The organism is Algicola sagamiensis DSM 14643, from assembly GCF_000374485.1.
GTDB classification, from domain to species: domain Bacteria; phylum Pseudomonadota; class Gammaproteobacteria; order Enterobacterales; family Alteromonadaceae; genus Algicola; species Algicola sagamiensis.
Map to the genome: position 1 here is coordinate 152,829 of NZ_KB894491.1, position 23,301 is coordinate 176,129.

Below are 23,301 nucleotides of genomic sequence, written 5' to 3' on the forward strand. Positions count from 1 at the left end.
ATGGCAGGTTTTGACAAGGTCGTAGACAACTACGAACAAGCAATGCAAGGACTGCAAGATGGCATGACCCTTATCGCAGGCGGATTTGGATTATGTGGTATTCCTGAAGGGTTAATTGCGGAGATCAAACGGATGAACACCCGGGAGCTCACTGTCGTATCCAATAACTGTGGTGTCGATGATTTTGGTTTAGGGATCTTACTAGAAGGACAACAAATAAAAAAAATCATTGCGTCATATGTTGGTGAGAACTCCATTTTTGAAAAACAAGCCATCGAAGGGACACTCGATGTTGAACTAACGCCACAAGGTACCCTTGCAGAAAAAATGCGTGCTGGCGGTGCAGGCATTCCTGCATTTTACACAGCAACAGGTTTTGGCACTCCGGTCGCTGAAGGGAAAGAAGTTCGAGAGTTCGATGGCCGTCCATACATCATGGAAGAATCAATCACAGGTGAATTTGCAATCGTGAAAGCTTGGAAAGCCGACCGATATGGTAATTTGGTATACCGAGATACTGCAATGAACTTCAATCCTATGGCAGCAACCGCCGGGAAAATTACTGTGGCAGAAGTTGAAGAAATCGTCGAGCCTGGTGAGCTGGATCCTTGTCATATTCATACACAAGGGATTTTTGTTGATCGTGTTATCAAAGGCAATTTTGAAAAACGCATCGAACGTCGTGTTACTCGGTCATAAGGGGAAAAGTCATGTCATTATCTAGAGAACAAATCGCCATCCGCGTCTCACAAGAACTCAAAGATGGGTATTACGTTAACCTTGGTATCGGCATCCCCACACTCGTCGCAAACTATGTGCCAGACGATATCGAAGTGATGCTTCAATCCGAAAATGGCCTACTGGGAATGGGTCCATATCCAACAGAAGAAGAAGTCGACGCAGATATGATCAATGCTGGCAAAGAAACCGTGACCGCTGTCACAGGCGCAGCGATTTTTAATTCCGCAGATAGCTTTGCGATGATCCGTGGGGGACATGTCGATCTCACAGTTCTCGGCGCATTTGAAGTTGATCAGCAAGGAAATATTGCATCTTGGATGATCCCAGGAAAACTTGTCAAAGGAATGGGTGGCGCAATGGACCTCGTTGCAGGTGCAAAAAACATCGTTGTCACCATGACACATGCGAATAAAAAAGGGGAGTCCAAAATGCTATCAGAGTGCACCCTTCCCCTCACAGGAGTCAATTGTGTCAAAAAGATCGTCACCGACCTTGCTGTTCTTGAAGTCAAAGATGGGGCTTTCCATCTCCTAGAAAGAGCACCTGGCGTTTCTGTTGATGAAATTCAACAAAAAACCGCTGGAAAGTTGGTTGTTCCAGAGTTTGTTCCTGAGATGAATGTTTAGACAAAACACAGCTTTGCTCAATGTCGCGGTCAACCTCGATCGCGACAAGGCTTCAAAACCCACGAATATCATCTATTTTTATAGTTAGCTTTGCGTTAGAAAAGAGGCTTTCTATGAAAACCAAACTGTTGGTTGGCTTGGTCTGTGCAGTGGCAACAACTTCATCACTTGCAGTCAATCAATCACCCATCAAAATTGCAACCAATAACTGGACAAGCCAAATTGTGCTTTCACATGTGCTTGGACAAATTCTCACCAACTCTGGTCATAAAGTTGAATATGTATCAAGCGCAACAAAAAGCCAATGGTTTCGACTGGGAAGTGGCGGTTTGCATGTACAAACAGAAGTTTGGCAAGGCACCATGGCAGACAAATTTAATGGCATGGTCAAAGAAGGGAAGATTATTGATGCTGGCGCTCACGATGCGAATACCAGAGAAGAATGGTGGTACCCAGAGTACGTTGAGCAACTTTGTCCCGGATTGCCCGATTGGAAAGCACTGCTCAAGTGCTCCAAGGTCTTCTCGTCAGATGGAACAGATAAGGGTCTTTACGTAACTGGCCCCTGGGGTAAACCTGACCAAACACGTATTCGTGCCCTTGGCCTCAATTTTCGCGTCAAAAAAGTTAAATCAGGCGACGCGCTATGGGAAGAGCTCAAAAAAGCAAATGAAACGAAGAAGCCAATCTTAATGTTCAACTGGACACCAAACTGGGTCGAAGCCATTTATAAGGGCAAGTTTGTCGAATTTCCTGACTGGACACAAGAGTGTGTTTCTAAACCAGAATGGGGCCTGAGCAAAGATTATTTGTATGACTGTGGTAACCCGAAAAAAGGCTGGCTTAAAAAAGCAGTCTGGTCTGGTATGCCGGAAAAATGGCCTTGCGCATTCGATATCGTCAAAAATATGAATTTTGATAACGCAAATATCGCCAAACTCGCAGCATGGGTCGATGTAGAAAAAATGACGGCGGAAAAAGCAGCCAGTAAATGGATCAAAGAGAACAAAGACAAATGGGAAGGCTGGAAAACAGCCAATTGTAAGTCATAATCTCACGTTCATAACCCAATAAAGCTGGTGGCATTTGTCACCAGCTTTCAATCAGAGATGAACAATCATCAATTAATCAAGCGGTACATTGAGGCGATGTGCAACTTCTTCGTATGCTTCTACCACACCACCTAATCCTTGACGGAAACGGTCTTTATCCAGCTTTTGGCGAGTTTCTTTATCCCAAAGGCGACAGCCATCTGGCGTAAACTCATCACCAAGTACGATTTCACCTTTGTACAAGCCGAATTCAAGCTTATAGTCGACAAGTAGCAAACCAGCTTCATCAAATAGTGCTTTCAAAACATCATTGACCTGGAATGTCAGCTTTTTCATCTGTTCAATATGTTCATCTTCACCCCAACCGAAAGAACGAATATGATATTCATTGATCATCGGATCGTGAAGCTCGTCATTTTTCAAGAAGAACTCAAATGTTGGCGGGTTGAGTGTTAACCCTTCCTCAACACCTAAACGACGACAAATTGAACCCGCTGCGATATTTCTCACAACACACTCAATTGGGAGCATCTCCAGGCGTTTCACCAATGCTTCATCATCAGAAATCAGACGATCCACTTGTGTTGGAATGCCTGCTTCTTCTAACTTCTGCATGATAAATGCGTTAAATTTGTTATTCACCATGCCTTTGCGATCAAGTTGAGCAACTTTTTCACCATCAAAGGCTGAGGTGTCATTGCGAAAATGTAGGATCAAACGGTCAGGATCAGAGGTTTCGTAAACTGTCTTAGCTTTACCACGATAAAGTTCGTTTGTTTTTTCCATGATTACTTCCACGTTTTGGTCAGTTAAAAAAATGCCAGCGGTCGTGCTGGCATTTTAGGTTAAATTTCGAGATTTTCTTCTTCTGCGACAATTTTTATGCCTTCATAAAAGGCTTGCATCACTGCGGCATCTTGTGGCGTACCGGCTTCATCTTCAAAATGGATCGTTGTCTTTTCACCCTCATGTCCAATAATGACATGATAAACGCCATCTTTGATTGGAATCGGTGGGACATCATCTCCACCTGTCAGCCAGTCCCAAAACCCAGGTTCTGGTTTATAGTAGGTAAGGTAATAACGTCCTTGACTGCGATCTAAGTCATCAACTTCAAAGCCCATTCGCTTGAGAATCAATGCCATCTCAGACCAGACAACTTCTTCTGCATAATCTGACTCAAGACGCATTGGCGTTGATTTCGCATTGAGTAACAATGTAACTTCACCCAAGCGCTCTTTATGCTTTAGTTTTGTTTGGGTCTTATAGTGAAGGTTATAGAAAGTTAGAAAACGGTTGAGTTCTTCGACTTCAAGTTGTAACGGTGTCGCTTGTTTATTTGGGTCTTCAATTTGAGATTGCGTGTCAAGTAATTTGACGGACAACTCTGTGATCGCATTACTTCGTGACGACGACAACGTATACTGATATTTGTTTCGGCGTACTTCAACATCATCACTAAAGAACCAAAACCCTTCCTCGACGGTTTCAATTCGCCAATTGGACTGCCAAGTATATGTACCCGTTTTATGCAGCTTCAGTGCATCCTGGGATGAAAAGCGCATTAACTGCCCAATGACATCATTTTCAATGTCTTTGATACGGCCAAAACGCTCGAAAATGACGGATGCTGCACGCTCCCCTTCTTCTACGCGCGCATTACCAGGCACTGCCAATATCAAAGTTGGCGGACGTAGATCTGGATCTTCAGCGGCTGCTACGCCTTGCTCAGTGTTACCTGGAATAGAATAATTTCCCGGGCGCTTTGGTGGCTTTAGATTTTCAGGCACCTCGATTGGTTTTGAAAGTGAGTATTTTTCATCGACTTGTTCTTGTTCAGAAAAAAACAAGCTGCATCCGCTTAATGTTAATAATGGGAGGATGGCTGCTTTTTTATACCAATGATTCACAGAAGTGCGTCTCCTAAATTAATCCAGCAGTGTCTAATGCATTTATGATTGTTTTTTCGTTTGAAGGTTCAAGTGATGTTAATGGCAGACGAACCTCGGCACTCTCAATTTCGTCTAAATAGTCCAGTGCCCACTTAGCCGGGACTGGGCTTGGCTCACAGAATAAAGCCTGATGTAATGGCAATAGCGCTTGATGCATTGATGCTGCATGATCCCACTGACCCGCTAAAGCGAACTCATAAGCTTTCGCCATTGATTGGATGGCAACATTTGCAGTCACGGATATCACGCCTTTTCCGCCCGCTTTCACAAAATCTAATCCAGTGTCATCATCACCTGAGAGCAACGTAAACCCTTCTGCACATTCAGACTTGAGTTTTGCAACACGGGACACATCACCAGACGCCTCTTTTATACCACAAATATTTGGATGACGAGACAAGGTAATGATGGTTTCGTCGGACATATCGACAACAGTTCGCCCTGGTACATTATAAAGAATCACAGGTTTATTGGCAGCTTCTGCAACAGCTTCAAAGTGTGCGATCAGGCCTCGTTGTGTTGGTTTGTTGTAGTAAGGCACAACCGTCAAAAATGCATCAAAGGCAAGCGCATTGAATTGTTTTGTCTTCTCAATCACAGCGTGTGTTGCAATGCCACCATTTCCAACGATGACAGGAAGACGTCCTGCAACTTGTGCTATCGTAAATTTGACAACGTCAAACTGCTCTTGTGCAGTTAATGTTACATTTTCGCCGGTCGTTCCGAGAGAGATGATCCCTGTTGTGCCTAGACGAATATGCTTCTCAATAAGTCCAGCAAGTGAATCGTAGTCAATACGACCGTCTGCGTGCATTGGTGTTATGATTGCAACCAGGCTGCCCTGAAACATATTTTCCTCCCAAAGATTGAGGCGGTTATAGTACTGTTCAAGCCCCATAAATACAAGCGAAAACGCGCTTGTTCAAAGAAAAAAATAGCGCTTGTTCAAAGATAGTTCTCTGGCCTATTTTTGGACATCACGCGCCTTTTAAAGCGGTTATTTTTGAACATCAATTCGACCTGTAAAAAAGGGTGATTTTCGATCTGGGTGTGTTACACTCGAATGCTGCTTTAATGAAACTTAGGACGGAATACAAAGGTCATGTCAGTTCAGCTCGTTGTCACCGCGATAGGAGAAGATCGCCCAGGTATTATCAGTGAAATCACTAAAATTACCAGTGCGTGCAACTGCAATATTATCGACAGTCGTATGGCCCTTTTTGGCAATGACTTTGCCTTTATGATGCTCCTATCTGGAACACCCAATGCGATTACTTGTTTCGAACATGCACTTCCAGAGTTAAGCCTCGAAAAAAATCTGCTCACTATGATGAAACGCACAAAAGATCATTCTGAGCCACAATTTTCTGCACGTTTTAATATTGACTATGAAGGGGAAGACCAACCGGGTACATTGAGCAAAATATCTCAGTTTCTTGCCGATCTCGATGTTGATATCACAGCCTTAAAAGCAGATTTGGCAGCCGATGATCCAAGTAAAATGGTCTCTACCATGCGTGTCAATGTGCCTATTGATCTTCCCGAAGATACCTTCAAAGAAAAGTTTACAGAGCAGTGTGAAACACTCAAACTCACCTGCCAATTTACCAAGATCCAATAAAGGTAGAATCCAACATGAACACACTGCAAGCAGGTGATAAAGCACCTGACTTTACGTTACAGGATCAACACGATAATTCTGTGACCTTGTCTCAATTCGCTGGCAAGAAAAACGTCCTGGTTTATTTTTATCCAAAAGCAATGACACCAGGATGTACCGTACAAGCACAAGGCTTAAGAGACATTCAAACACAGATTCAGGAGAAGGATACTGTTGTACTTGGCATCAGCATTGACCCAGTCAAACGTCTGACAAAATTCGAAGAAAAACATGACCTTAATTTCACGCTTTTATCTGACGAAGATCATCAGATTGCGGACGCCTTTGGTGTCTGGGGCCTCAAGAAGTTTATGGGGAAAGAATATGATGGGATCCATCGCCTCAGCTTCCTCATTGATAAAGAAGGCACTGTGATCCATGTCTTTAATAAATTTAAAACCAAAGATCATCACACAGTCGTATTAGAAAAACTCAACGAGCTTCTTGCTTAGCTGCTTCGTTGATTTGAGCTTAGGTCGTGTTTCAATAGCACGGCCTTACCAATCCCATTGTATCGTTTCCTGGCCTAGCTTATCCAAGATGGGCTGAGCAATCTGTTCGATTTGCTCATATTCTTCATAGGCGAGCTCAATATCTCCAGCCAGCAAGTTACATTCTACCTGCTCAGCATTTCTGACCCCAGCAATTGCACATGCATTCGGCTGTGTCGTCACCCATGCAAGCGCAAGTTGAGATAATCGCGCTTCCTTATCTTCCGCAATTTGCTTGAGTTCCTCAATGACTGCAAGGCTTGTTGGAAGAATATCAGGATGAAAAAGCCGATTCTGTCTCCGATTATCCCCTTGAGGAAATTGGATATCGGATTGGAATTTTCCACTGAGTAGTCCTTGAGCCATTGGTGAATAGGCTAAGCATGTAATTTGGTTTGCCTGAGCAAAATGTAAAAGGTCGGCATGATTTAAACCGCGAAATAAGATGGAGTAACAATTTTGGATACTATCGATTGGACAAATTTCCACAGCATCTTGTAGTTGGGATAGATTAAAATTAGACACACCAACAGCACAGATTTTACCTTGTTGCTTGAGATCTTCAAATGCACGTAATGTTTCGTCGAGAGGCACAATATCACTACCAAAACTCCCGCTTGGCCAATGGATTTGTAGCAAATCTAAATAATCTGTTTGAAGTCTTTTTAATGAACCTTCACAAGCAGCAATGACTTGGTCATATTCAAGATGGTCCCAGCGTACTTTTGTTAAGATTTGTACATCTCGCCGTTTCCCCTGAAGTGCTTTTCCTAATACAATTTCACTATGGCCATCGCCATATTCTTCAGCGGTATCAAACGATGTCATCCCGAGTTCAATCGCGGCAGACACAGCATTCACTATCTCATCATCAGAGATATTCAACCAACAATCCTGACCAGCCTGCCACCCACCAAATATGATCTTACTTAATCGAACGTCTGACTGCCCAAGTTGCTGTGTCTGCATGTGTATTTTCCAATATCCAATGCCTTGTATCTGGAGATATAAGATGAGCCTTTTCCACCGATAAATCAAGTGAATACCCAGGGTTATCGACAGAAAACTCTTTTAAAATTGCCATCACATGGGACATACACCCTTGTGTCGTCAAAAACGAGTATTGAACGCTTTCTACACAGCGCCACTGATGTGCAGCGACTATGAGTTTTTCATGTACACAAGTTTGAAGGGCAGTTTGGTAACTCGCATTAATTTGAGGATCATCCACAGCATTACGATTTAGAAAAACTTGGACAATCTCATTTGAGCGAATTGGCATTTTCTGGACATCCATCAATCGACCCAATACGGCAATCGATTCATAGCTCGATTGCCGTTGATGGATAGAGTGCAATAACCAGCGCCAATATAAGGGGTAAGACTGGAAAACTAAGCAACTTTCCGATGCTTGATACACTTCGCCTTTCCATCGATACATTGATTGAATCGGTAAGATCTTTGATTGAAAGGCCAAAGTAAACTGCTCTAAAAAGTACGCAACGTTTTGCGCTTCTTTTTTCGTAGAAAAAAATGCGTAAACTTCCAATGGTTGTGTACGAAATTCATCTCCATTCATACGTGTGAACTCTCTTTATTTCACACTTTAATAGTAGTTCAACCCATTCAGTATTTTGAAAAGAAAGGGATGAGTACGCACATATGAGTGACTAACCTTGAGCAAAAGGAGAGAATAAGCACGAAAAGGAGAGCCCATTTCGTGCTTTATTGATTGAATTTACCCCGCAGCGCCTTGCATCAACTGCTTCATTTCAATCGCCATTGCGTGGGTGTTTGCAGGCATTTGCCAATTGCTCCGATTATGCTTGAGTGTTTTCGGATCAACATCAAGCTCATCTTCATAGCCGACAACGAGAAGGTCTCGTACATACGCAGAGCAATTGTTCGATAACAAGTTGAATTTATCTTCTTCCATTTCCTTCCAAGCTGAAATGACTTTCTGTGCATTAATTCCTTCCAAGCGAACAACATTATCGGAAGTGATCTCACCATCTTTGGTCAATCTGTCTCCATAGTTTGCCATATCGTCGTAAAGTCCAAATTCTGCACCACGTCCACTTGAGTTATAACCCGGCGCTCCCATTGAGAAGTATCGGGTAATTGGTGGTTTAGACTCTGCGTCATATACAGCAAGGGCTGAATGCATTCCTTTGTTAAAGCTAAGAAGCATCGCATCACCATCTTTTTTACATGACTTAAGTAATGCATTTACATGAGCTTCCAATGGTATTTTATTTGTATTTGCTTCAGTATTCACCGAAGCAGAGACTGGCTTGCCTAATTTACTCATCAATGAACTGACCAACATAGAGCTCACCGTCGCGAGCCAAACACGGACTCCTCGAAATGGCAGGTGACCTTTCGGACGATCAATGTGCTCAGATTTTGCATTTCCAACCAGATTTTTTGCTTTTGCATCAGCAGCTGATATTTTTACGTCTTTCCCAGCGATTTCTCCTTGGGATTGAACTTTAGACGTCTCAGCTTCTGGAATCGCTCGTGCAGATAAAAGGGTAACATTCGCATGACCCATTGAAGGAATTGTCATTTTATGGCTCCAAGTTCTACTATTATTTAATTAGTAACTTTGATTAAGTAATAGTTTTTAATTATTTCAAAAATTCTTCCCAATTGCTTTCGAGGATAGGCTCATCAATATTGTCTAAATGTCACATTGAAATCACCAAGAAGTCACAAAATCCACCTACAAACTGACTGTTTTTCCTTCTAAGTTTCATCGTCGTCAGAGACGATTTTCACACTATTTCTCCACAAGCGGATCAGCTCGTCGGTGTGGGCCAGTTTTATCAAATTCCAAAACACCTGCCGATGAAGCATGAATTCCTCATCGAAGCAGCAGAACAAGGGTGGTGGTATTGTGCCGTGCTCCCTGAAAACAAGTGTGTCATCACATTTTTTACCGATTCAGATATTGCTTCTCAGCTTCGCTTGAATCAATCCAAAGGTTGGAACCAACACCTTGCCAAGAGTCAATCTATCAAGCCTTTTGTTTCCGCTATGAAATCGACTGAAACACACCCGTGGATCCGTCAAGCATATAGTCACTTTCTTCCACCCACTTCAATAAATAATTTGATTGCTGTTGGAGATGCCGCATGTGCATTCGATCCGATTTCATCGATGGGCATTGGCTTTGCTTTATCGTCGGGGTGTCATGGTGCATGTGCAATTCAAATGCACTTGGATCCTGATATTCAACAGCCACTTGCGTGTTATCAAAATGATATTGTGCAGCAATTCATGACCTATATGGAGATGAGGCAAAACTACTATCAAATAGAGAAACGGTGGCCTGATTCAATGTTTTGGAAAAGACGGCATCAGCAGATCACGGAAAAATCAGATTCACTACTTACGCCTTGAAGTTCATAAAAAGTCATTCAGTCCCGGCATTGATGCCGGGACAAACATCATACCTATGGGTTCACCCCCACCCACACTGTCTTATGCGATGTCAAACGGCCAGCATCTGTCACAGATATTTTGACATGAATCGTGCCTGTCCTATTTGGCTGAACCTGCAAATAAACTTGCCCGTTCCATGCTGTGTACACATTGGCAAAACCAGTACCTGATGTGACCGTTGCTTGCATTGTTAATTGACTGGCTGGTGTTTGATCATCACCGACTTGCAGCGGAATGTTGATAAAACGATCTCGAGATAAAGAAAGAACATACCAAAGCCCTACAGTCAGTTTTGGTGGCGCGTTCACTGGAGCCGTTGTACAGCTGCTACCATCAATGGAAAAACACATCCGCTCCGATGCTATGCCAACATCAGTCAATCTAAGTCCTGAAGATGTGCCATTCCACCAATTTGATGAAGGCGAACTCCAGGCATGGAATTGTGTTTTTCCTCCTTTTGCAAATAGACTCCGTCCATTTCGCTCTGTCTTTCTTTTCAGTACAACAGGCGGATGGCAATTTGGTCCCATCGTACAATTCGTTTGAGTAAAGTTCCCTCTATCATCAATATGCCAAATTGCAATACCATTTTCTGGTGTTCCACCAGTATGATTGCCTTTAAATAAGGTCTCAATCATATACATTTCCCTTGGGTTACTCGGGTTTGAATACTGATAGGTTTGACGTTTTAGGGCTTGAGAGTAGAGCGGGCCTGATGGCGCATAGGCAGCAACACTGGTATTGATTTCTATCGGTACCTCCCACCCGGCACGCATACGAAAGTATGGATTTGGTGGTGTTGGATTTTTACCATTCGCAGCATAATTGCCTGAGGCCATCAAATCGAAATTCCCACTATTTCCGGGTATATGATATAAATCCGGCCAGTTGAAGAGCATATGACCGTTTTCATGACAGAATGTGCCAATCGACAGCGCATCGCCCATATTCGTTTTTTGGAAAACCGTTGCATAAACGCCGTTTCCTAACGCAAACTTTGTACTGCCTGTACTGGGCCACAGCGCATTTGGCTGCCCTGCAAAGGTATTTGATTGTGAGGCAAAAGTCGCACTTCCTGCATAAAAGATATTGAGTGCTTTTAACCCAGTCACACGATAGTAAGTATCATGATAAGTCGTGAGTCCATGGAAATTAAATCCGCTCGAAAGCAACTGTTGCAAGGCATAATCAACAAGCTCTTTTGCACAATCCACCCCCTGCGGGCAATTCAAGTAATAGGATTTTGGTTTTGGTGCGCGAATATAATCGGTCACACGATTTGTGTAATCCAATTGCTGGTGAGACACGCGACGCCAATAATCTCTGACTGAGCCCTGATTGCCACCTCCGGTATAGCCCCGCTGGTTGAGATATCGCTCAACCGCCTGCTTGGAGATCCTTGCTGGCTCATCAGAAAAATCAATGAGAATGGTCACACCCTCAACGGAACCTGTTAATGGTTGACCGATTCTTGGTCGATGCGTCATTGTCCTTTGTTGCATCATTTTTCGACGTAAAGTTGAAGCTGGTTTTACTGGCTTGAGGTGTTTTTCTAATCCCAGATAAAATGGTGCTTCTCCTCCATCATAACGGATCCCGGTGGATATCAGTTGCGTACCATCAGCGCTCAGCTGGGCATAATAAAACAACCCACTGGACTTTTCGTAAATCAAGGTATAACCATCAATCGATTCAAAACGTGTTGATGATTGATGACCAACAGATACGACAGTGATCGATTTCCCTGAGGGCAATTGATATTGGATTTTTTCCTGTATCACCGAGCTGGCTGCAACAGATGATGATTGGAAAGATAGCATTGTGAATAACCAAAAAAGGCACAGATAGATTTGTGGGGTATTATTTTTATTCATACTTCACCCTGATTGTTGTCAGTAATTATTATGGGCTTCAATTATTACGGGTTTCGCGGGAGCACCTTCCATCCATTCTTCATATCAAAAGAGTTTGATTTCAGGTTAAAGTAAACCGAATGAATGAGTTACACTTATGCAACTTACGCCGACTTATTGATCAAAACAAGACATCAATCACTGATCAGAGGAGTATTTTTGAGAAGAGCCTTCAGTTAGAAATTCTCGTATCATGCCGTCAAGAGTTGCCAGAACTTTATGACTTTATGAAATAAACGAGACACAAAATAGACCAGAATAAATATGAGTACACCAAATTGTATTTCTTAAAACATAAACAACCTAAGTCGAACAACTTAACCTTGTATTCAGTTGCAAAAGACGCTCTAATACTTTTTTAGTTTCAGGAACTTGTACTTTGACTTGCCTTGAAAGATCAATAAACGAACGATATATCCCGTCAACTTCCAATGCGAGTCCTTTATCGTGATCTTCTTTCATACTAAAGTAAACACCCTGATATTGTGGTGCTTCGAATAGTTGTAGAATATTCTCAATATCTTCAATTGAAAGCGTGACACCAAATTTTGCAGCCACAGTAATCACTTCATGAGAAAGTGCCAGAATAAGTTCACGGCATTCCTTGCGTTGATAGAGTTGGTGCATGCAAGCATCGAATAATAGAGAAGCCGCATTACAACTAATACTCACCATCAGCTTAGGAAAACGCGCTGCAAAGATATTCTCTTTTTTCTGAACATCATCAAAGATATGACTAAGTAATGGTTCCAAAACATCTGGTGATGAATCGCCACTCGCATCCGCATAAACACAATTGAACAATTGGTTATGACAGTTCACCCGATGATGCTCTCGGTCAAATGACACTTTGATATGACTAATGGCACCGATGATCGTATTTGTCTTGTCAACATAACGGGCGAGTTGAGATTCCGCACCAATTCCGTTTTGTAAAAGAATAAACGTCTTATGTTGCAAGTGGGATAAAGCGCGAAAAATATCGAGGTTTGAAGTCGATTTAGTGGTCATAAAAATCACATCCCCATCGACATCCTGCAAATCCGCTGTTACATTTTCAAACGAAACGGATACGGGTTGCTCACCATTGTTTAAATGAAGATGTGGATCTAATAAGATTGGGCTATTCGGTTTCACAACAAGCTGAACAGAATTTGAAGTGTGGTGTTGTAATTTCGTAGCAATAAATCCACCAACTGCACCGACACCAATGACACTGACCTTCATGGTAATAAAGTCCTTGAATTGAAACGTGCAGACTAACATATTATTGTTAGAATACAAGGAAGTACCAACCTCTACTCACACAATCTTGATCTGAATGAAGCGTTGATTCACTCAGTGGTCAATGAGATATAGGATAGACGCGAACAAACTTTATGAACTGGTTTTTGATTTCTGACTTTCAAACCAAGCGACTTTGGTGGCTCCTGCTCTTCGTGCCACTCTTTTTATATGTGCTCTCAACGCTCAATGCCCTAGAGCAGGACATCGTGAATCACATCGCAGATTGGGCTTACCTCTTTGGTTTTGTTGGTATTTTCTCATTCATATTTGGTGTTCGATCATTTTGTAAGTTGTTCTGGAAAGTGTTTTTTGTCGCTGATTTCGGATTGTTTTTATTCGATAATGTCTATTTATTAATGTTGACACAAAGAAGTGTGGAAGACATTGACGTGTTTCTATGGAGTACGTTTTTTCTGATATCAGACTTTATCTATATTGCCATTTTGTGGGTCTATTCGTTTGAATGTAATTCAATCTGGCAGGAAGAAGCCTAGACTTCATTTTTCACAGCAGCTAGGCTTCAACTTTCATTAATTACACGTCAAAGATGCAGTCGTGCAGCTCTTCATGTCATCATCCCACTCATAACCATTCGGGCATACCATTTGGTATAATCGTCCAGATATACAGGCCACATACTGGTTACAATTTTGACAGGATTGGTAATTTCCATCCGCCTTGCCATCACAAGAAGTCACGCAGCTAGACTCAGACTCAACTTCTAAAATCGACAAATCGGAAATCACTGGGCTGTCCATTACAGCATCGTCCATCACACCACAGCGATTGTGCTCACTTAGCCAAACCAGCCCAGTTGGACACATCGACTCGAAAGAAATCCCACCCGTACAGGTGACAAATGCTTCGTCGCTCTGGCAAGATGCATAAGTCCCGTCTTGGCGACTATCGCATTGCTCGATACAGGCTTGCTCAGCAAAAGCAATCGTGGAAAAAAAAGCCATCATACAAAAGAATGCTTGGCGTAGGGTTTTTGTCAGAAAATTCATGACAGTCATCAGTTTATCCTCTTTTAATGTTTATCTTCGGAATTGCCACTGTTACGACTGGCACGTCACCCTACCATGTTTCTAGAATATTGGTAGCATTTTTGTCTCCATTTTGTATACAGATCAACCAATCGGTTTAACAAAAACTTATAACTCAATTTACTCTTTCCAGTTTCGCGACGTGCGTATTGAGTGAGAGCTTTTGTTTTCTATTTGGAAACTAAAATTAAAAAATAAGCGTGGTCGCAAATTCAACATCGTTGACCGATAGAATCACCCTATTTACTTTGAAGCATTCATGCTTTGCGGTATGATATGTCGCATCATTTACAGGTACATCGACTTATTAGGATTTAGCGCTATTTCTCATGGACTGTATTCTACAATCAGAAGCCGCTGAATGCGGTTTAGCCAGTATTGCCATGATCGCAGCTCATCATGGATATAAAACGGATTTAAATTTACTACGTCAACAATATCCACAAACGCTCAAAGGGTCTAACCTGCAACAGTTGATTGGAATCGCTGATAGTCTTGGGATGGCAAGCCGGGCATTAAAGCTTGATATGGAGTTACTTCCACAGCTTAAACTCCCCTGCATCCTGCACTGGGATATGAATCACTTTGTTGTCTTAACAAAAGTGAAGAGAAACAGCCTCGTGATCATGGACCCAGCGGTTGGTAAACGTGAATTGTCACTTTCAGAAGCCAGCAAACATTTTACTGGCATTGCAATGGAATTGACCCCAACAGCAGAATTTAAAAAAGCGGATGAGCGAGCCCAAGTCAAGTTATCCCAATTTTGGCAAAAGATCACCGGCATAAAACCCGCGCTCCTACAATTACTCGGATTGTCTTTGATCTTACAACTTTTCGCATTGATCACTCCTTATTATATGCAGCTTGTCGTCGATGAAGTTGTGGTGAGTTATGACGATAATCTGCTTCTCGTCCTTGCGCTTGGTTTTGGGTTTGTCAGTCTCTTTAATACGCTAACGACTGCCCTTCGAAGTTATGTCGTCGTCCATCTGAGCGCTTTACTGAATATCCAATTGGCGACAAACCTCTTTCGCCACCTGCTTCGCCTTCCCTGTGACTATTTCGAAAAGCGCCATATGGGAGATGTTCTTTCCCGATTTAGCTCCTTGCAACAAATTAAAGAAATGCTCACCACAGGTGTTGTCGAGGCTGTAATCGATGGTTTGATGGCCATCACAACACTGATCATGTTATTTATCTATAGTCCGAAGCTGGCCAGCATTGTCTTCGTTGCCATGATCATTTATCTGATGATACGACTCATTTGGTATCGCCCATTTAGAGCGGTATCAGAAGAATATATCGTTGCTGGCGCAAAAGAACAGACTAACTTTATGGAAAATATTCGAGGCATTCAGACGATCAAACTCTTTAGCATTGAGTCAAAGCGCCAAGCCATGTGGCAAAATTTTTATACCGACGCGATTAATGCGAATGTGCGGATTGAACGACTCAAGGTCAATTATACCGTTGCTAATAACCTATTGTTTGGTTTGGAAAATATCATTGTCGTCTTTCTTGCCGCAATGGCGATTATGGAAAACAGCTTTACAATCGGTATGCTCACGGCATTTATGGCGTATAAATCGCAACTCACTCAGCGTTATGCAGCACTCGTTGAGCGCCTCATCGAATTCAAAATGCTTGGTCTGCATCTAAATCGATTGTCTGATATTACGCTGACCGAAGAAGAACAGCATATTGAGGGCACACGGCAGCTCCAAATCACAGGTGAACTCAAACTCTCACAAATTACCTATCAATATTCTCCGAATGATCCGGAGTTATTCCAAGATCTCTCATTATCTATCCCAGCAGGAGAGTCAATCGCAATCATCGGTCAATCGGGTTGTGGAAAAACCACCTTAATGAAAATCATGTTGGGCTTGTTGTTACCCGCTCGCGGCAGTATTGAAGTGGGTGGAGTTGATATTCGGCATTTAGGACAACGACAATATCGGAATCAGATTGCTGCGGTCATGCAGTCTGACGAACTGCTCTCTGGCTCTATCGCCGATAATATCAGTCAGTTTGATCCTGAGATTGATTTAGAAAAAGTTGCTCAAGTCGCTCAAATGGCCGCCATTTATGACGATATTAGTGCGATGCCAATGGGGTTCAATTCGTTAGTTGGCGACATGGGAACAACCCTTTCCGGTGGGCAAAAGCAACGTATTCTCCTCGCCCGGGCGCTCTATAAGGATCCAAAGATCTTATTTTTAGATGAAGCGACCAGCCATTTAGATATTGGCGCAGAACAACTGGTCAATCATGCCGTTAAATCCTTAGACATTACCCGTGTGATCATTGCTCACCGTCCTGAAACCATGCGGATGGCTGATCGGATATTACACCTTCAAGATGGCCAATTGATTGACGTCACACAGGAAATAAAGCAGCAAAAAGCCGCCGCTGTGGTAACACCGCAAGATGCAGTCATCGCCTAAGGAGCCAAAGATGTCCCTATTCCGAAAAGAAGCGCTTGAGCAAAGTTACCAACGCTTATGGGGAAATGTCACCATTAGCCAGCCACTGAGTTATAAGGTGTTATCAGCCTGCACAATGATGGCTGTAGTTATCATGGGTATTTTCTTATTTACGAGCGACTTCCACAGAAAAGAGCGAGTGCGAGGTTACCTTGTCCCTTCAGAAGGCGTCATTAAACTTTACTCCCCAGAGCGCGCTTACGTGACCCATATTAATGTCAACGAAGGTCAACAAGTACAGCCTGAGGATGTTTTATTTACGCTGGAGATGAAACGCACCCTTTCCAATGGACTGGATATGCATCAATCCAGTGTTCACGAACTCAACAGTCAAATTCGACTCCTCAACACTCAGATTGAAAGTGATCGTTTACTGTATGACTCACAAAAAACAGAACTCACGCTTCAGTTGAAAAACCTTCAACTACAAGCAACACATATTCAATCTCAGATCACTTTCATTCAAGATCGGATCACACTTGTTGAACATCGAATCAATAACTATGAGAAACTCAGCAAGCGCGGCTTATTGGATCAATATTCAAAAGAACAACAACAAGAGCTTCGATTAAGCCTCAATCAGGACAAAGGAGAACTAGAGGCGTTGCAGGTCCAAGTTGCACAAAAAATTCAGACCAATCAAACTGCTTTAGCGCGCCTGCCACTGGAAAAGCAAAAGTCAGAGCAAACGCTACAACTTCAAATTTCAGAAAGACAACAGCAACTCATTCAACAACAAAGCCTGTCAAAAATTCAAATCAAAGCGCAAAAAGCTGGACGTGTCACAGCTATCCTTGCAAAAGAGGGCCAGCTTGTCGCTGCTGATGCATTGCTTGCAAGCGTGATCCCCAAAACCGCATCTTTATATGCTGAGCTATTGATACCGACACGTGCATTTGGGTTTGTCCGTGCAGGGCAAACAACGCGCCTTAAATTCGATGCTTTTCCTTACCAAAAATTTGGCATTTTAAATGGTGAGTTGTTCGAAACCTCACAAGTGATTTTATTACCCAATGAGGTCAACCTCCCTATTGAGCTGCAAGAACCGATGTACAAAGTGAAAGTTCACCTGCCACAACAAACCATCCAAGCCTATGGGGAAGAGATGCCCCTTCAAGCTGGTATGCTGTTGGAAGCTGATGTGCTTTTAGAAAAACGCTCGGTTGGAGAGTGGTTGATTGAACCATTATTGAGTTTGAAAGGAACTTGAATACTGATTGAGTATCGATGACTGGCACAGTTCCTTTGCGCTTTCTTAGTCAGTTAAAGAATGTACTGCGTTAAGTGGTCTTTATAACGTGATACCAACGCTTCAAAATCAGGTTGTCGAATAATATTCATCGCATGAAAACTCGGTATGCATTTCATACTTATATACTGTTGAGCCAAGTGAAACCTACGATGTTGGATTATTTCTAGCCTATGTCAAAGAAAAACGCAGTGTAAAGCGGATCCAAGTCGTGATTGAGTTTTTGGTTGAGGTGTTAAAAGAGAGGCTTCAATCTAAATCTTCCGTCGGCCAATAAGCGATATAATCCACGTAATCTTCTAGATCGACTTCCGCATCAGAAACAGTTTTCCCCCGGACAGACATACCTGCGCGGTGCATAGCGGTTTTCTTGCCTTTATTGAGCAGTGGATGCCAGGAAGGTAAGCCTCGACCTTCTTGAAGACGGCGATAGCTACAGCTGGGTGGCATATAAAAAACATCAGACAGGTTTTCTTTCGTGAGCTTGACGCAATCAGGAACAAGCACAGTTCTTGTCTTATAGCAGGTACATGCACATTGCTTGGTATTGAGATACTGACAAACGACCGAGGTGAAATAAATCGTTTCTCCATCGTTGATATAGTCTGTTGTCCCTTTTTCTTCTGAGTCATCAATCACTTTTTGCAAACAGCATTTACCACACCCATCACAAATAGCTTCCCATTCTTGATCAGACATCTCATCCAGTGTTTTGTTTTCCCAGAAGTTTTGTTCCAACATAGACTCTACCGCTTTTGACTAATCTCATAAAAAAACAGCGCCTGAGACGCTGTTTTTCTTATTCTGCCAAGGATCAAATAAACCAGAACCTTGTCATGTTCTGATCTATTTCATCGCTGGGTACTTAATTCTATCAGAAAGTAATCCAACAGAGGCAACAAAATAATAGGAACGATTCCAGTGCATCAGCGTTTTAAAGTTATCGTAAGCCAGATAGGCACGCCCTTTACGATCATCTGGAACAATCAAAGTCGCTTTGATATCGACTGTCGGCAGTTGATTCCCGTCCATTCGACGAAGCCCTAAATCATTCCAGTCTTTCAGCGAACGCTTCGTCTCATTCCAACGTTGATTCCACAACTTTTTATTGCTGCGCTCTTTGGTCATCACCAAAGTATCATTTAAGTCTGTTGGCAGCTTCACTTGACGGCCCCAGGTCATCGCATCATTCCAACCTTCAGACTTTAAGTAATTCGCAATGGATGCAAATGCATCTTTCTGATTTCCCCAAATATCTTTTTTCCCATCACCGTCATAATCAACTGCATAGGCTAAGAATGAAGAAGGCATGAACTGTGTTTGCCCCATAGCACCAGCCCAAGAGCCAATAAACTTATCTTGAGAAATATGGTCTTGATCCAGAATCTTTAATGCTGCCCATAGTTCTCTCTTAAACAATGCCTCACGACGCCCGTCATAAGCCAATGTGACTAGAGAGTCGACCACCTTATGTTTTCCCTGAATACGACCAAAGTTGGTTTCCAGACCCCACAGTGCCACAATAAAGCGCGGTTGAACACCAAACTTTTTACCAATTTCCTGTAGAAGTTTCTCATGTTTTTTAAACTTCTCTCGTGCTTGTTTAACCTTCCACTCAGGAACGCGCGTATTCAGATAACGCTCCAGCGTCAATTTAAATTCTGCTTGATTTTTATCGGCCTTTACAATTCGCTTGCGATAGGATACTTGGGAAAAAACCTGATCCACCCACTGTGCTGAATAGCCTTTTTCGATGGCTTCTTTTTTTAAACCACCTACATAATCCGCGAATGAAGGTTTTTCTGCGGCCAGCAGCGGCGTAGCTCCAAAGAGAACAACGCTCAGACCAGCCCATTTGATAAGGTGACGTAGAGACACTTTATTGCTCCGTTGTTTTGACTTTATTTTGTGCTTTGAATTCGTCCAACAGGTTTTCCTTTGGTGGGGGTATCTGTAGATAATACCCATCCGCTTCTAAAGCCTGTCGAACTTTATCGATATCTGCCGTTCCCAGTTGCGTTTTTTGTGCAATGGAAAACGTCATTATATGTAAAGCTTGACCAAACATTTCGAGTAAAGTTTCTGGCACTTTACTAAAATCATTTCGTTTCGTGATAAAGAGATACGTTTCATCCCGTTTGGATGATTTATAAACTGAACACAACATAATTTACTGCAAACCTAGGCTATACTTGCGTATGACTGGGCCAAAATATAACATGTAGCAATAGAATTGCCAGAGCCAAATTGGCCTGATAATAAAAAGACTGAAATATTTTTTTGGGTTACGCGCATATGCCACTTCGAATCATTGAGTTGAAAGGATCACTCTTTACCTTGTCTGTTGTCAAAATTTACAGTGACAGCCTGGAGCTCATCTCAAGTTCTCTATCAAAAAAACTCGCCAGTGCACCAAACTTTTTTGCAAATGCGCCTATGGTCGCTGACCTGGAAAAGGTCGATGACACGTTTCCTCTTAGTGAGCTCGTTGCTTTGTTTTCAGAATTCAATCTTGTTCTGGTTGGTATTACCCATGCGAGCGAACAACAAAAGTCGTATGCAAGTACCCATGGATTAGCAGTATTAAATGCAGGGAAAACAGCCCCCGAATCTACAGAAAAGCCTGAAATACCACCCGATGCGACAAACGCCCCTGCTTTTGTTGCCAGCAAAATCGTGCGTGGAAACGTCCGTTCAGGCCAACAGGTCTATGCAGCAGATACGGATTTGATTATTACAGGGAGTGTCAGTGCTGGAGCGGAAGTGATCGCAGATGGTGATATCCACGTACACGGTGCGCTCCGTGGTCGTGCAATTGCTGGGGCGAAACTCAATCCACACGCCCGTATCATTTGCCAAAATATGCAGGCAGAATTGATTTCAATCGCAGGGAATTACCTTCTCAGTGATTCTATCAATTCCGATTTATGGCAACAGGCTGCATTAGTCGAATTAAACGACGGAAAAATTTTAATTTCCGCTTTGTAAGTAAAGGAAAAATAAAAATGGCCAAGATAATCGTAGTGACATCCGGGAAGGGCGGTGTTGGTAAAACCACCTCCAGCGCTGCCATTGGCACCGGACTCGCATTAAAAGGACATAGCACAGTCATTGTGGACTTCGACATCGGGTTACGCAATCTTGATCTGGTTATGGGCTGCGAACGTCGTGTAGTCTATGATTTTGTCAACGTAATCAATGGAGAGGCAAACCTTAACCAGGCACTCATCAAAGATAAACGTGTCAATAATCTCTATATTTTACCAGCATCACAAACACGCGATAAAGATGCTCTCACGCGCGATGGGGTTGGTAAAGTTCTTGAAGAACTCAAAGAAAACTTCGACTACATTATTTGTGACTCTCCTGCGGGGATCGAGACTGGCGCATTAATGGCGCTTTACTATGCAGATGAAGCAATCGTCACCACGAATCCAGAAGTATCTTCTGTTCGTGACTCTGATCGTATCCTTGGTATCTTGCATAGTAAATCGAACCGTGCAGAACGCAATATGGATCCGATCAAAGAGCATTTGCTATTAACGCGTTATCATCCCGAACGTGTTGCAAAAGGCGAAATGCTCAGCGTCGATGACGTCAAAGAAATCCTCGCAATTCCCCTCCTTGGCGTGATCCCAGAATCACAATCAGTCTTGAATGCATCAAACTCAGGTTGCCCTGTCATTCTAGATGAAGAAAGCGATGCTGGAATGGCGTATAGCGATGCGATTGAACGTTTACTCGGTGAAACCATCGATTTCCGGTTTTTGACAGCCGAGAAAAAAGGAATTTTTAAAAGAATCTTTGGAGGATAGCCCTATGTCATTGCTGGATTACTTTCGATCTTCTGCAAAGCCAACGGCAAATATTGCAAAAGAACGACTGCAAATCATCGTCGCCCATGAGCGCAAACAACGTCATGGGCCTGATTACTTACCACAGTTGAAGCAAGATATACTCGAGGTGATCCGCCGTTATGTCAGTATTTCGGAGGATCAAGTTTCGGTTCAACTAGAGCAAAAAGAGGATGATTTATCAGTCCTAGAGCTGAATGTTGCCTTACCCGAAGAGAGAAGTGCTTAGGCAAAGTCTTCTCGCTTACAAATAAGAAAGTGACTCACGTTTCATCGTGAGTCATTTCCTTTTCTAAAACTCGACCCGCAACTTCATAACGCCAGCCATGGAGAAGATCCGGCTTTTTCCATTCTTGATGACGTACTTCAGGATTGAGTTGCCAAAAATATGCGATCAGCTGATTAATTTGCTTTTTCGAAGCAATCGCAGTTTCCGGAATATTCAGTGCTTTCGCACATTCTTGGATCATGTGTTTCAAATGTTTGAGCGTCTTTTTATAGTCTGGATACTCAATCAACCTTGATACAACAGGCGGGCAATGCTCTGGTGGCACATCTTTACCACGCTCAACACACGCTAGCACTTCTTTTGTGTATTTATGCAGGCGATCGCTCATTAACCCTGGAATATTCCTCAAGCTCTTTTCATTTCCCGGACGTCTTTGCGCAATCAAACTTAAGTTATGTTCTTTGACGATGACTGAGGGCGTCAGGTCAATTTCTCTTGATAACTCCTCTCGCCAAATCGCTAACTCTCGTAAAATTGCTAATTCCCTTGGTTTCAGCTGCCAACTATTTTTTACATCAAAGTACAAACAAGACAATGGGATCTCACGGCTTTTCTTTTGCGTGATCAGTGCCCCTTCAGCGAGGACATAGTCCAGCAATTCTTTTTCTTCCAATAGTGCTTTTTGTTTGAGAAATATATCCAATAGATACAAAACATCCGCGGCAGCATATTTAAGCTGCGCGTCCGTCAGTGGCCTTGCTAACCAGTCGGTTCTCGCTTCCTCTTTCGACAGACTCACACCGAGATGTTTCTCCACCAAAAAACCATAACCCAACGACGGGCCTTCCCCTAGAAAGTTAGCAGCAACTTGTGTATCGAATAATGGGGTTGGCATCTTGCCAGAAACGGCTCTAATTGCTTCAAGATCTTCTGAGCAGGAGTGAAGGACTTTTAATAGCCCTTCCTCCTCCATCAAAGACCAAAGAGGAGATAAATCATCGATATTTAAGGGATCAACCAAGGCAATGTTCTGCCCATCGTTGAGTTGGATCAGACCCAAAGCTGGGGAACGGCGCTGATCACGAATAAACTCTGTATCCATCATGAGATAGGATTGCTTTTGAGCTGCCTGGCAATACGCAGTCAATTCCTCTTGTGTTGTAATGACACGAAAGTCCAACATCGACTCCTTCTTTTACGACAAATTCTTCAGATAAAAAGAAAGGATGAAAAGCGCATTTTACTCAGTCTCCTCCCTGAGTCTATGT

The 23,301-nt window shown here is 42.7% G+C and carries 25 protein-coding genes; 12 read left to right on the top strand and 13 right to left on the bottom strand.

What is annotated here, in order from left to right; translation table 11 throughout:
• The 3 genes from C505_RS0100645 (at position 1) to C505_RS0100655 (ending at position 2,419) form a co-directional block, all read left to right on the top strand.
• Positions 1-699 carry a CoA transferase subunit A gene (locus C505_RS0100645; protein WP_018690662.1) on the top strand — a complete coding sequence of 233 codons (699 nt, stop codon included), beginning with the start codon at positions 1-3 and terminating at the stop codon, positions 697-699.
• 11 nt (positions 700-710) lie between these two features.
• Positions 711-1,367 (top strand): CoA transferase subunit B, encoded by a 657-nt coding sequence (locus C505_RS0100650; protein WP_018690663.1) that lies wholly within the window; start codon positions 711-713, stop codon positions 1,365-1,367.
• A gap of 113 nt (positions 1,368-1,480) precedes the next feature.
• The gene (locus tag C505_RS0100655; protein ID WP_018690664.1) at positions 1,481-2,419 is read left to right on the top strand and encodes an ABC transporter substrate-binding protein; all 939 of its coding nucleotides are present in this window, start codon (positions 1,481-1,483) and stop codon (positions 2,417-2,419) included.
• Between the two features lie 72 nt (positions 2,420-2,491).
• Here the strand turns inward: C505_RS0100655 and purC are convergent, their stop codons facing one another.
• From purC to dapA, 3 genes are read right to left on the bottom strand one after another with little or no spacing between them, the layout of a single operon-like run.
• Positions 2,492-3,205, bottom strand: a complete 714-nt coding sequence (gene purC / locus C505_RS0100660; RefSeq protein WP_018690665.1) for a phosphoribosylaminoimidazolesuccinocarboxamide synthase — start codon at positions 3,203-3,205, stop codon at positions 2,492-2,494.
• Between the two features lie 59 nt (positions 3,206-3,264).
• Positions 3,265-4,329 carry an outer membrane protein assembly factor BamC gene (gene bamC, locus C505_RS0100665; RefSeq protein ID WP_018690666.1) on the bottom strand — a complete coding sequence of 355 codons (1,065 nt, stop codon included), beginning with the start codon at positions 4,327-4,329 and terminating at the stop codon, positions 3,265-3,267.
• A gap of 13 nt (positions 4,330-4,342) precedes the next feature.
• The gene (dapA, locus tag C505_RS0100670) at positions 4,343-5,221 is read right to left on the bottom strand and encodes a 4-hydroxy-tetrahydrodipicolinate synthase (RefSeq protein ID WP_026317631.1); all 879 of its coding nucleotides are present in this window, start codon (positions 5,219-5,221) and stop codon (positions 4,343-4,345) included.
• Positions 5,222-5,473: 252 nt separating this feature from the next.
• Here dapA and C505_RS0100675 point away from each other — a divergent pair, with 252 nt between their 5' ends.
• Together C505_RS0100675 and bcp are read left to right on the top strand one after the other, a co-directional pair.
• Entirely contained in the window at positions 5,474-5,992 is a 519-nt protein-coding gene (locus C505_RS0100675; RefSeq protein ID WP_018690668.1) for a glycine cleavage system protein R, read from the top strand.
• Between the two features lie 14 nt (positions 5,993-6,006).
• Positions 6,007-6,483, top strand: coding sequence for a thioredoxin-dependent thiol peroxidase (gene bcp / locus C505_RS0100680; RefSeq protein ID WP_018690669.1), 477 nt, complete (start codon positions 6,007-6,009; stop codon positions 6,481-6,483).
• 45 nt (positions 6,484-6,528) lie between these two features.
• Here bcp and C505_RS0100685 read toward each other — a convergent pair whose 3' ends face one another.
• The 3 genes from C505_RS0100685 to C505_RS0100695 all read right to left on the bottom strand — a co-directional run bounded on the left by C505_RS0100685 (position 6,529) and on the right by C505_RS0100695 (position 9,091).
• On the bottom strand, positions 6,529-7,491 hold the full coding sequence (locus C505_RS0100685; protein ID WP_018690670.1) for an aldo/keto reductase: 963 nt from the start codon (positions 7,489-7,491) through the stop codon (positions 6,529-6,531).
• Positions 7,448-8,101 (bottom strand): divalent cation tolerance protein CutA, encoded by a 654-nt coding sequence (gene cutA / locus C505_RS0100690; protein WP_018690671.1) that lies wholly within the window; start codon positions 8,099-8,101, stop codon positions 7,448-7,450. The genes C505_RS0100685 and cutA overlap by 44 nt, the downstream gene beginning before the upstream one ends.
• Positions 8,102-8,260: 159 nt before the next feature.
• Positions 8,261-9,091: a hypothetical protein gene (locus C505_RS0100695; protein WP_018690672.1), complete on the bottom strand. Its 831-nt coding sequence runs from the start codon at positions 9,089-9,091 to the stop codon at positions 8,261-8,263.
• 245 nt (positions 9,092-9,336) lie between these two features.
• Between C505_RS0100695 and C505_RS20995 the strand changes: the two genes are divergently transcribed.
• Positions 9,337-9,927 (top strand): tryptophan 7-halogenase, encoded by a 591-nt coding sequence (locus C505_RS20995; protein WP_157368700.1) that lies wholly within the window; start codon positions 9,337-9,339, stop codon positions 9,925-9,927.
• Between the two features lie 53 nt (positions 9,928-9,980).
• Here C505_RS20995 and C505_RS0100705 read toward each other — a convergent pair whose 3' ends face one another.
• On the bottom strand, positions 9,981-11,843 hold the full coding sequence (locus C505_RS0100705; protein ID WP_018690675.1) for a M6 family metalloprotease domain-containing protein: 1,863 nt from the start codon (positions 11,841-11,843) through the stop codon (positions 9,981-9,983).
• A 342-nt stretch (positions 11,844-12,185) separates the two neighbouring features.
• On the bottom strand, positions 12,186-13,109 hold the full coding sequence (locus C505_RS0100715) for a ketopantoate reductase family protein (protein WP_018690676.1): 924 nt from the start codon (positions 13,107-13,109) through the stop codon (positions 12,186-12,188).
• A 152-nt stretch (positions 13,110-13,261) separates the two neighbouring features.
• Here C505_RS0100715 and C505_RS0100720 point away from each other — a divergent pair, with 152 nt between their 5' ends.
• Complete coding sequence (locus tag C505_RS0100720; protein ID WP_018690677.1) at positions 13,262-13,663, top strand: hypothetical protein; 402 nt, start codon at positions 13,262-13,264, stop codon at positions 13,661-13,663.
• Between the two features lie 36 nt (positions 13,664-13,699).
• Here C505_RS0100720 and C505_RS0100725 read toward each other — a convergent pair whose 3' ends face one another.
• The gene (locus C505_RS0100725) at positions 13,700-14,185 is read right to left on the bottom strand and encodes a chitin binding peritrophin-A domain-containing protein (protein WP_018690678.1); all 486 of its coding nucleotides are present in this window, start codon (positions 14,183-14,185) and stop codon (positions 13,700-13,702) included.
• Positions 14,186-14,544: 359 nt separating this feature from the next.
• Here C505_RS0100725 and C505_RS0100730 point away from each other — a divergent pair, with 359 nt between their 5' ends.
• Positions 14,545-16,662 (top strand): peptidase domain-containing ABC transporter, encoded by a 2,118-nt coding sequence (locus C505_RS0100730; RefSeq protein ID WP_018690679.1) that lies wholly within the window; start codon positions 14,545-14,547, stop codon positions 16,660-16,662.
• A 10-nt stretch (positions 16,663-16,672) separates the two neighbouring features.
• Positions 16,673-17,911 carry an HlyD family efflux transporter periplasmic adaptor subunit gene (locus C505_RS0100735; RefSeq protein WP_018690680.1) on the top strand — a complete coding sequence of 413 codons (1,239 nt, stop codon included), beginning with the start codon at positions 16,673-16,675 and terminating at the stop codon, positions 17,909-17,911.
• A gap of 288 nt (positions 17,912-18,199) precedes the next feature.
• Here C505_RS0100735 and C505_RS0100740 read toward each other — a convergent pair whose 3' ends face one another.
• The 3 genes from C505_RS0100740 to C505_RS0100750 form a co-directional block, all read right to left on the bottom strand.
• Positions 18,200-18,691, bottom strand: coding sequence for a YcgN family cysteine cluster protein (locus tag C505_RS0100740; RefSeq protein ID WP_018690681.1), 492 nt, complete (start codon positions 18,689-18,691; stop codon positions 18,200-18,202).
• Positions 18,692-18,796: 105 nt separating this feature from the next.
• Positions 18,797-19,828, bottom strand: coding sequence for a lytic murein transglycosylase (locus C505_RS0100745; RefSeq protein ID WP_018690682.1), 1,032 nt, complete (start codon positions 19,826-19,828; stop codon positions 18,797-18,799).
• 1 nt (position 19,829) lies between these two features.
• Positions 19,830-20,117, bottom strand: a complete 288-nt coding sequence (locus tag C505_RS0100750; protein ID WP_018690683.1) for a YcgL domain-containing protein — start codon at positions 20,115-20,117, stop codon at positions 19,830-19,832.
• Positions 20,118-20,245: 128 nt separating this feature from the next.
• Between C505_RS0100750 and minC the strand changes: the two genes are divergently transcribed.
• From minC to minE, 3 genes are read left to right on the top strand one after another with little or no spacing between them, the layout of a single operon-like run.
• Entirely contained in the window at positions 20,246-20,938 is a 693-nt protein-coding gene (minC, locus tag C505_RS0100755) for a septum site-determining protein MinC (RefSeq protein ID WP_018690684.1), read from the top strand.
• 17 nt (positions 20,939-20,955) lie between these two features.
• Positions 20,956-21,765, top strand: a complete 810-nt coding sequence (gene minD, locus C505_RS0100760) for a septum site-determining protein MinD (RefSeq protein WP_018690685.1) — start codon at positions 20,956-20,958, stop codon at positions 21,763-21,765.
• A 4-nt stretch (positions 21,766-21,769) separates the two neighbouring features.
• Positions 21,770-22,033, top strand: coding sequence for a cell division topological specificity factor MinE (gene minE, locus C505_RS0100765; protein WP_018690686.1), 264 nt, complete (start codon positions 21,770-21,772; stop codon positions 22,031-22,033).
• Positions 22,034-22,067: 34 nt separating this feature from the next.
• Here the strand turns inward: minE and rnd are convergent, their stop codons facing one another.
• Entirely contained in the window at positions 22,068-23,216 is a 1,149-nt protein-coding gene (gene rnd / locus C505_RS0100770) for a ribonuclease D (RefSeq protein WP_018690687.1), read from the bottom strand.
• Positions 23,217-23,301: the final 85 nt, after the last annotated feature.

What these genes read in the sequence shown, in the direction of transcription:
- C505_RS0100645 (WP_018690662.1), top strand. Translation starts at nt 1, where the DNA reads ATGGCAGGTTTTGACAAGGTCGTAGACAACTACGAACAAGCAATGCAA.
- C505_RS0100650 (WP_018690663.1), top strand. Translation starts at nt 711, where the DNA reads ATGTCATTATCTAGAGAACAAATCGCCATCCGCGTCTCACAAGAACTC.
- C505_RS0100655 (WP_018690664.1), top strand. Translation starts at nt 1,481, where the DNA reads ATGAAAACCAAACTGTTGGTTGGCTTGGTCTGTGCAGTGGCAACAACT.
- purC (WP_018690665.1), bottom strand. Translation starts at nt 3,205, where the DNA reads ATGGAAAAAACAAACGAACTTTATCGTGGTAAAGCTAAGACAGTTTAC.
- dapA (WP_026317631.1), bottom strand. Translation starts at nt 5,221, where the DNA reads ATGTTTCAGGGCAGCCTGGTTGCAATCATAACACCAATGCACGCAGAC.
- C505_RS0100675 (WP_018690668.1), top strand. Translation starts at nt 5,474, where the DNA reads ATGTCAGTTCAGCTCGTTGTCACCGCGATAGGAGAAGATCGCCCAGGT.
- bcp (WP_018690669.1), top strand. Translation starts at nt 6,007, where the DNA reads ATGAACACACTGCAAGCAGGTGATAAAGCACCTGACTTTACGTTACAG.
- C505_RS0100685 (WP_018690670.1), bottom strand. Translation starts at nt 7,491, where the DNA reads ATGCAGACACAGCAACTTGGGCAGTCAGACGTTCGATTAAGTAAGATC.
- cutA (WP_018690671.1), bottom strand. Translation starts at nt 8,101, where the DNA reads ATGAATGGAGATGAATTTCGTACACAACCATTGGAAGTTTACGCATTT.
- C505_RS0100695 (WP_018690672.1), bottom strand. Translation starts at nt 9,091, where the DNA reads ATGACAATTCCTTCAATGGGTCATGCGAATGTTACCCTTTTATCTGCA.
- C505_RS0100705 (WP_018690675.1), bottom strand. Translation starts at nt 11,843, where the DNA reads ATGAATAAAAATAATACCCCACAAATCTATCTGTGCCTTTTTTGGTTA.
- C505_RS0100715 (WP_018690676.1), bottom strand. Translation starts at nt 13,109, where the DNA reads ATGAAGGTCAGTGTCATTGGTGTCGGTGCAGTTGGTGGATTTATTGCT.
- C505_RS0100720 (WP_018690677.1), top strand. Translation starts at nt 13,262, where the DNA reads ATGAACTGGTTTTTGATTTCTGACTTTCAAACCAAGCGACTTTGGTGG.
- C505_RS0100725 (WP_018690678.1), bottom strand. Translation starts at nt 14,185, where the DNA reads ATGACTGTCATGAATTTTCTGACAAAAACCCTACGCCAAGCATTCTTT.
- C505_RS0100730 (WP_018690679.1), top strand. Translation starts at nt 14,545, where the DNA reads ATGGACTGTATTCTACAATCAGAAGCCGCTGAATGCGGTTTAGCCAGT.
- C505_RS0100735 (WP_018690680.1), top strand. Translation starts at nt 16,673, where the DNA reads ATGTCCCTATTCCGAAAAGAAGCGCTTGAGCAAAGTTACCAACGCTTA.
- C505_RS0100740 (WP_018690681.1), bottom strand. Translation starts at nt 18,691, where the DNA reads ATGTTGGAACAAAACTTCTGGGAAAACAAAACACTGGATGAGATGTCT.
- C505_RS0100750 (WP_018690683.1), bottom strand. Translation starts at nt 20,117, where the DNA reads ATGTTGTGTTCAGTTTATAAATCATCCAAACGGGATGAAACGTATCTC.
- minC (WP_018690684.1), top strand. Translation starts at nt 20,246, where the DNA reads ATGCCACTTCGAATCATTGAGTTGAAAGGATCACTCTTTACCTTGTCT.
- minD (WP_018690685.1), top strand. Translation starts at nt 20,956, where the DNA reads ATGGCCAAGATAATCGTAGTGACATCCGGGAAGGGCGGTGTTGGTAAA.
- minE (WP_018690686.1), top strand. Translation starts at nt 21,770, where the DNA reads ATGTCATTGCTGGATTACTTTCGATCTTCTGCAAAGCCAACGGCAAAT.
- rnd (WP_018690687.1), bottom strand. Translation starts at nt 23,216, where the DNA reads ATGTTGGACTTTCGTGTCATTACAACACAAGAGGAATTGACTGCGTAT.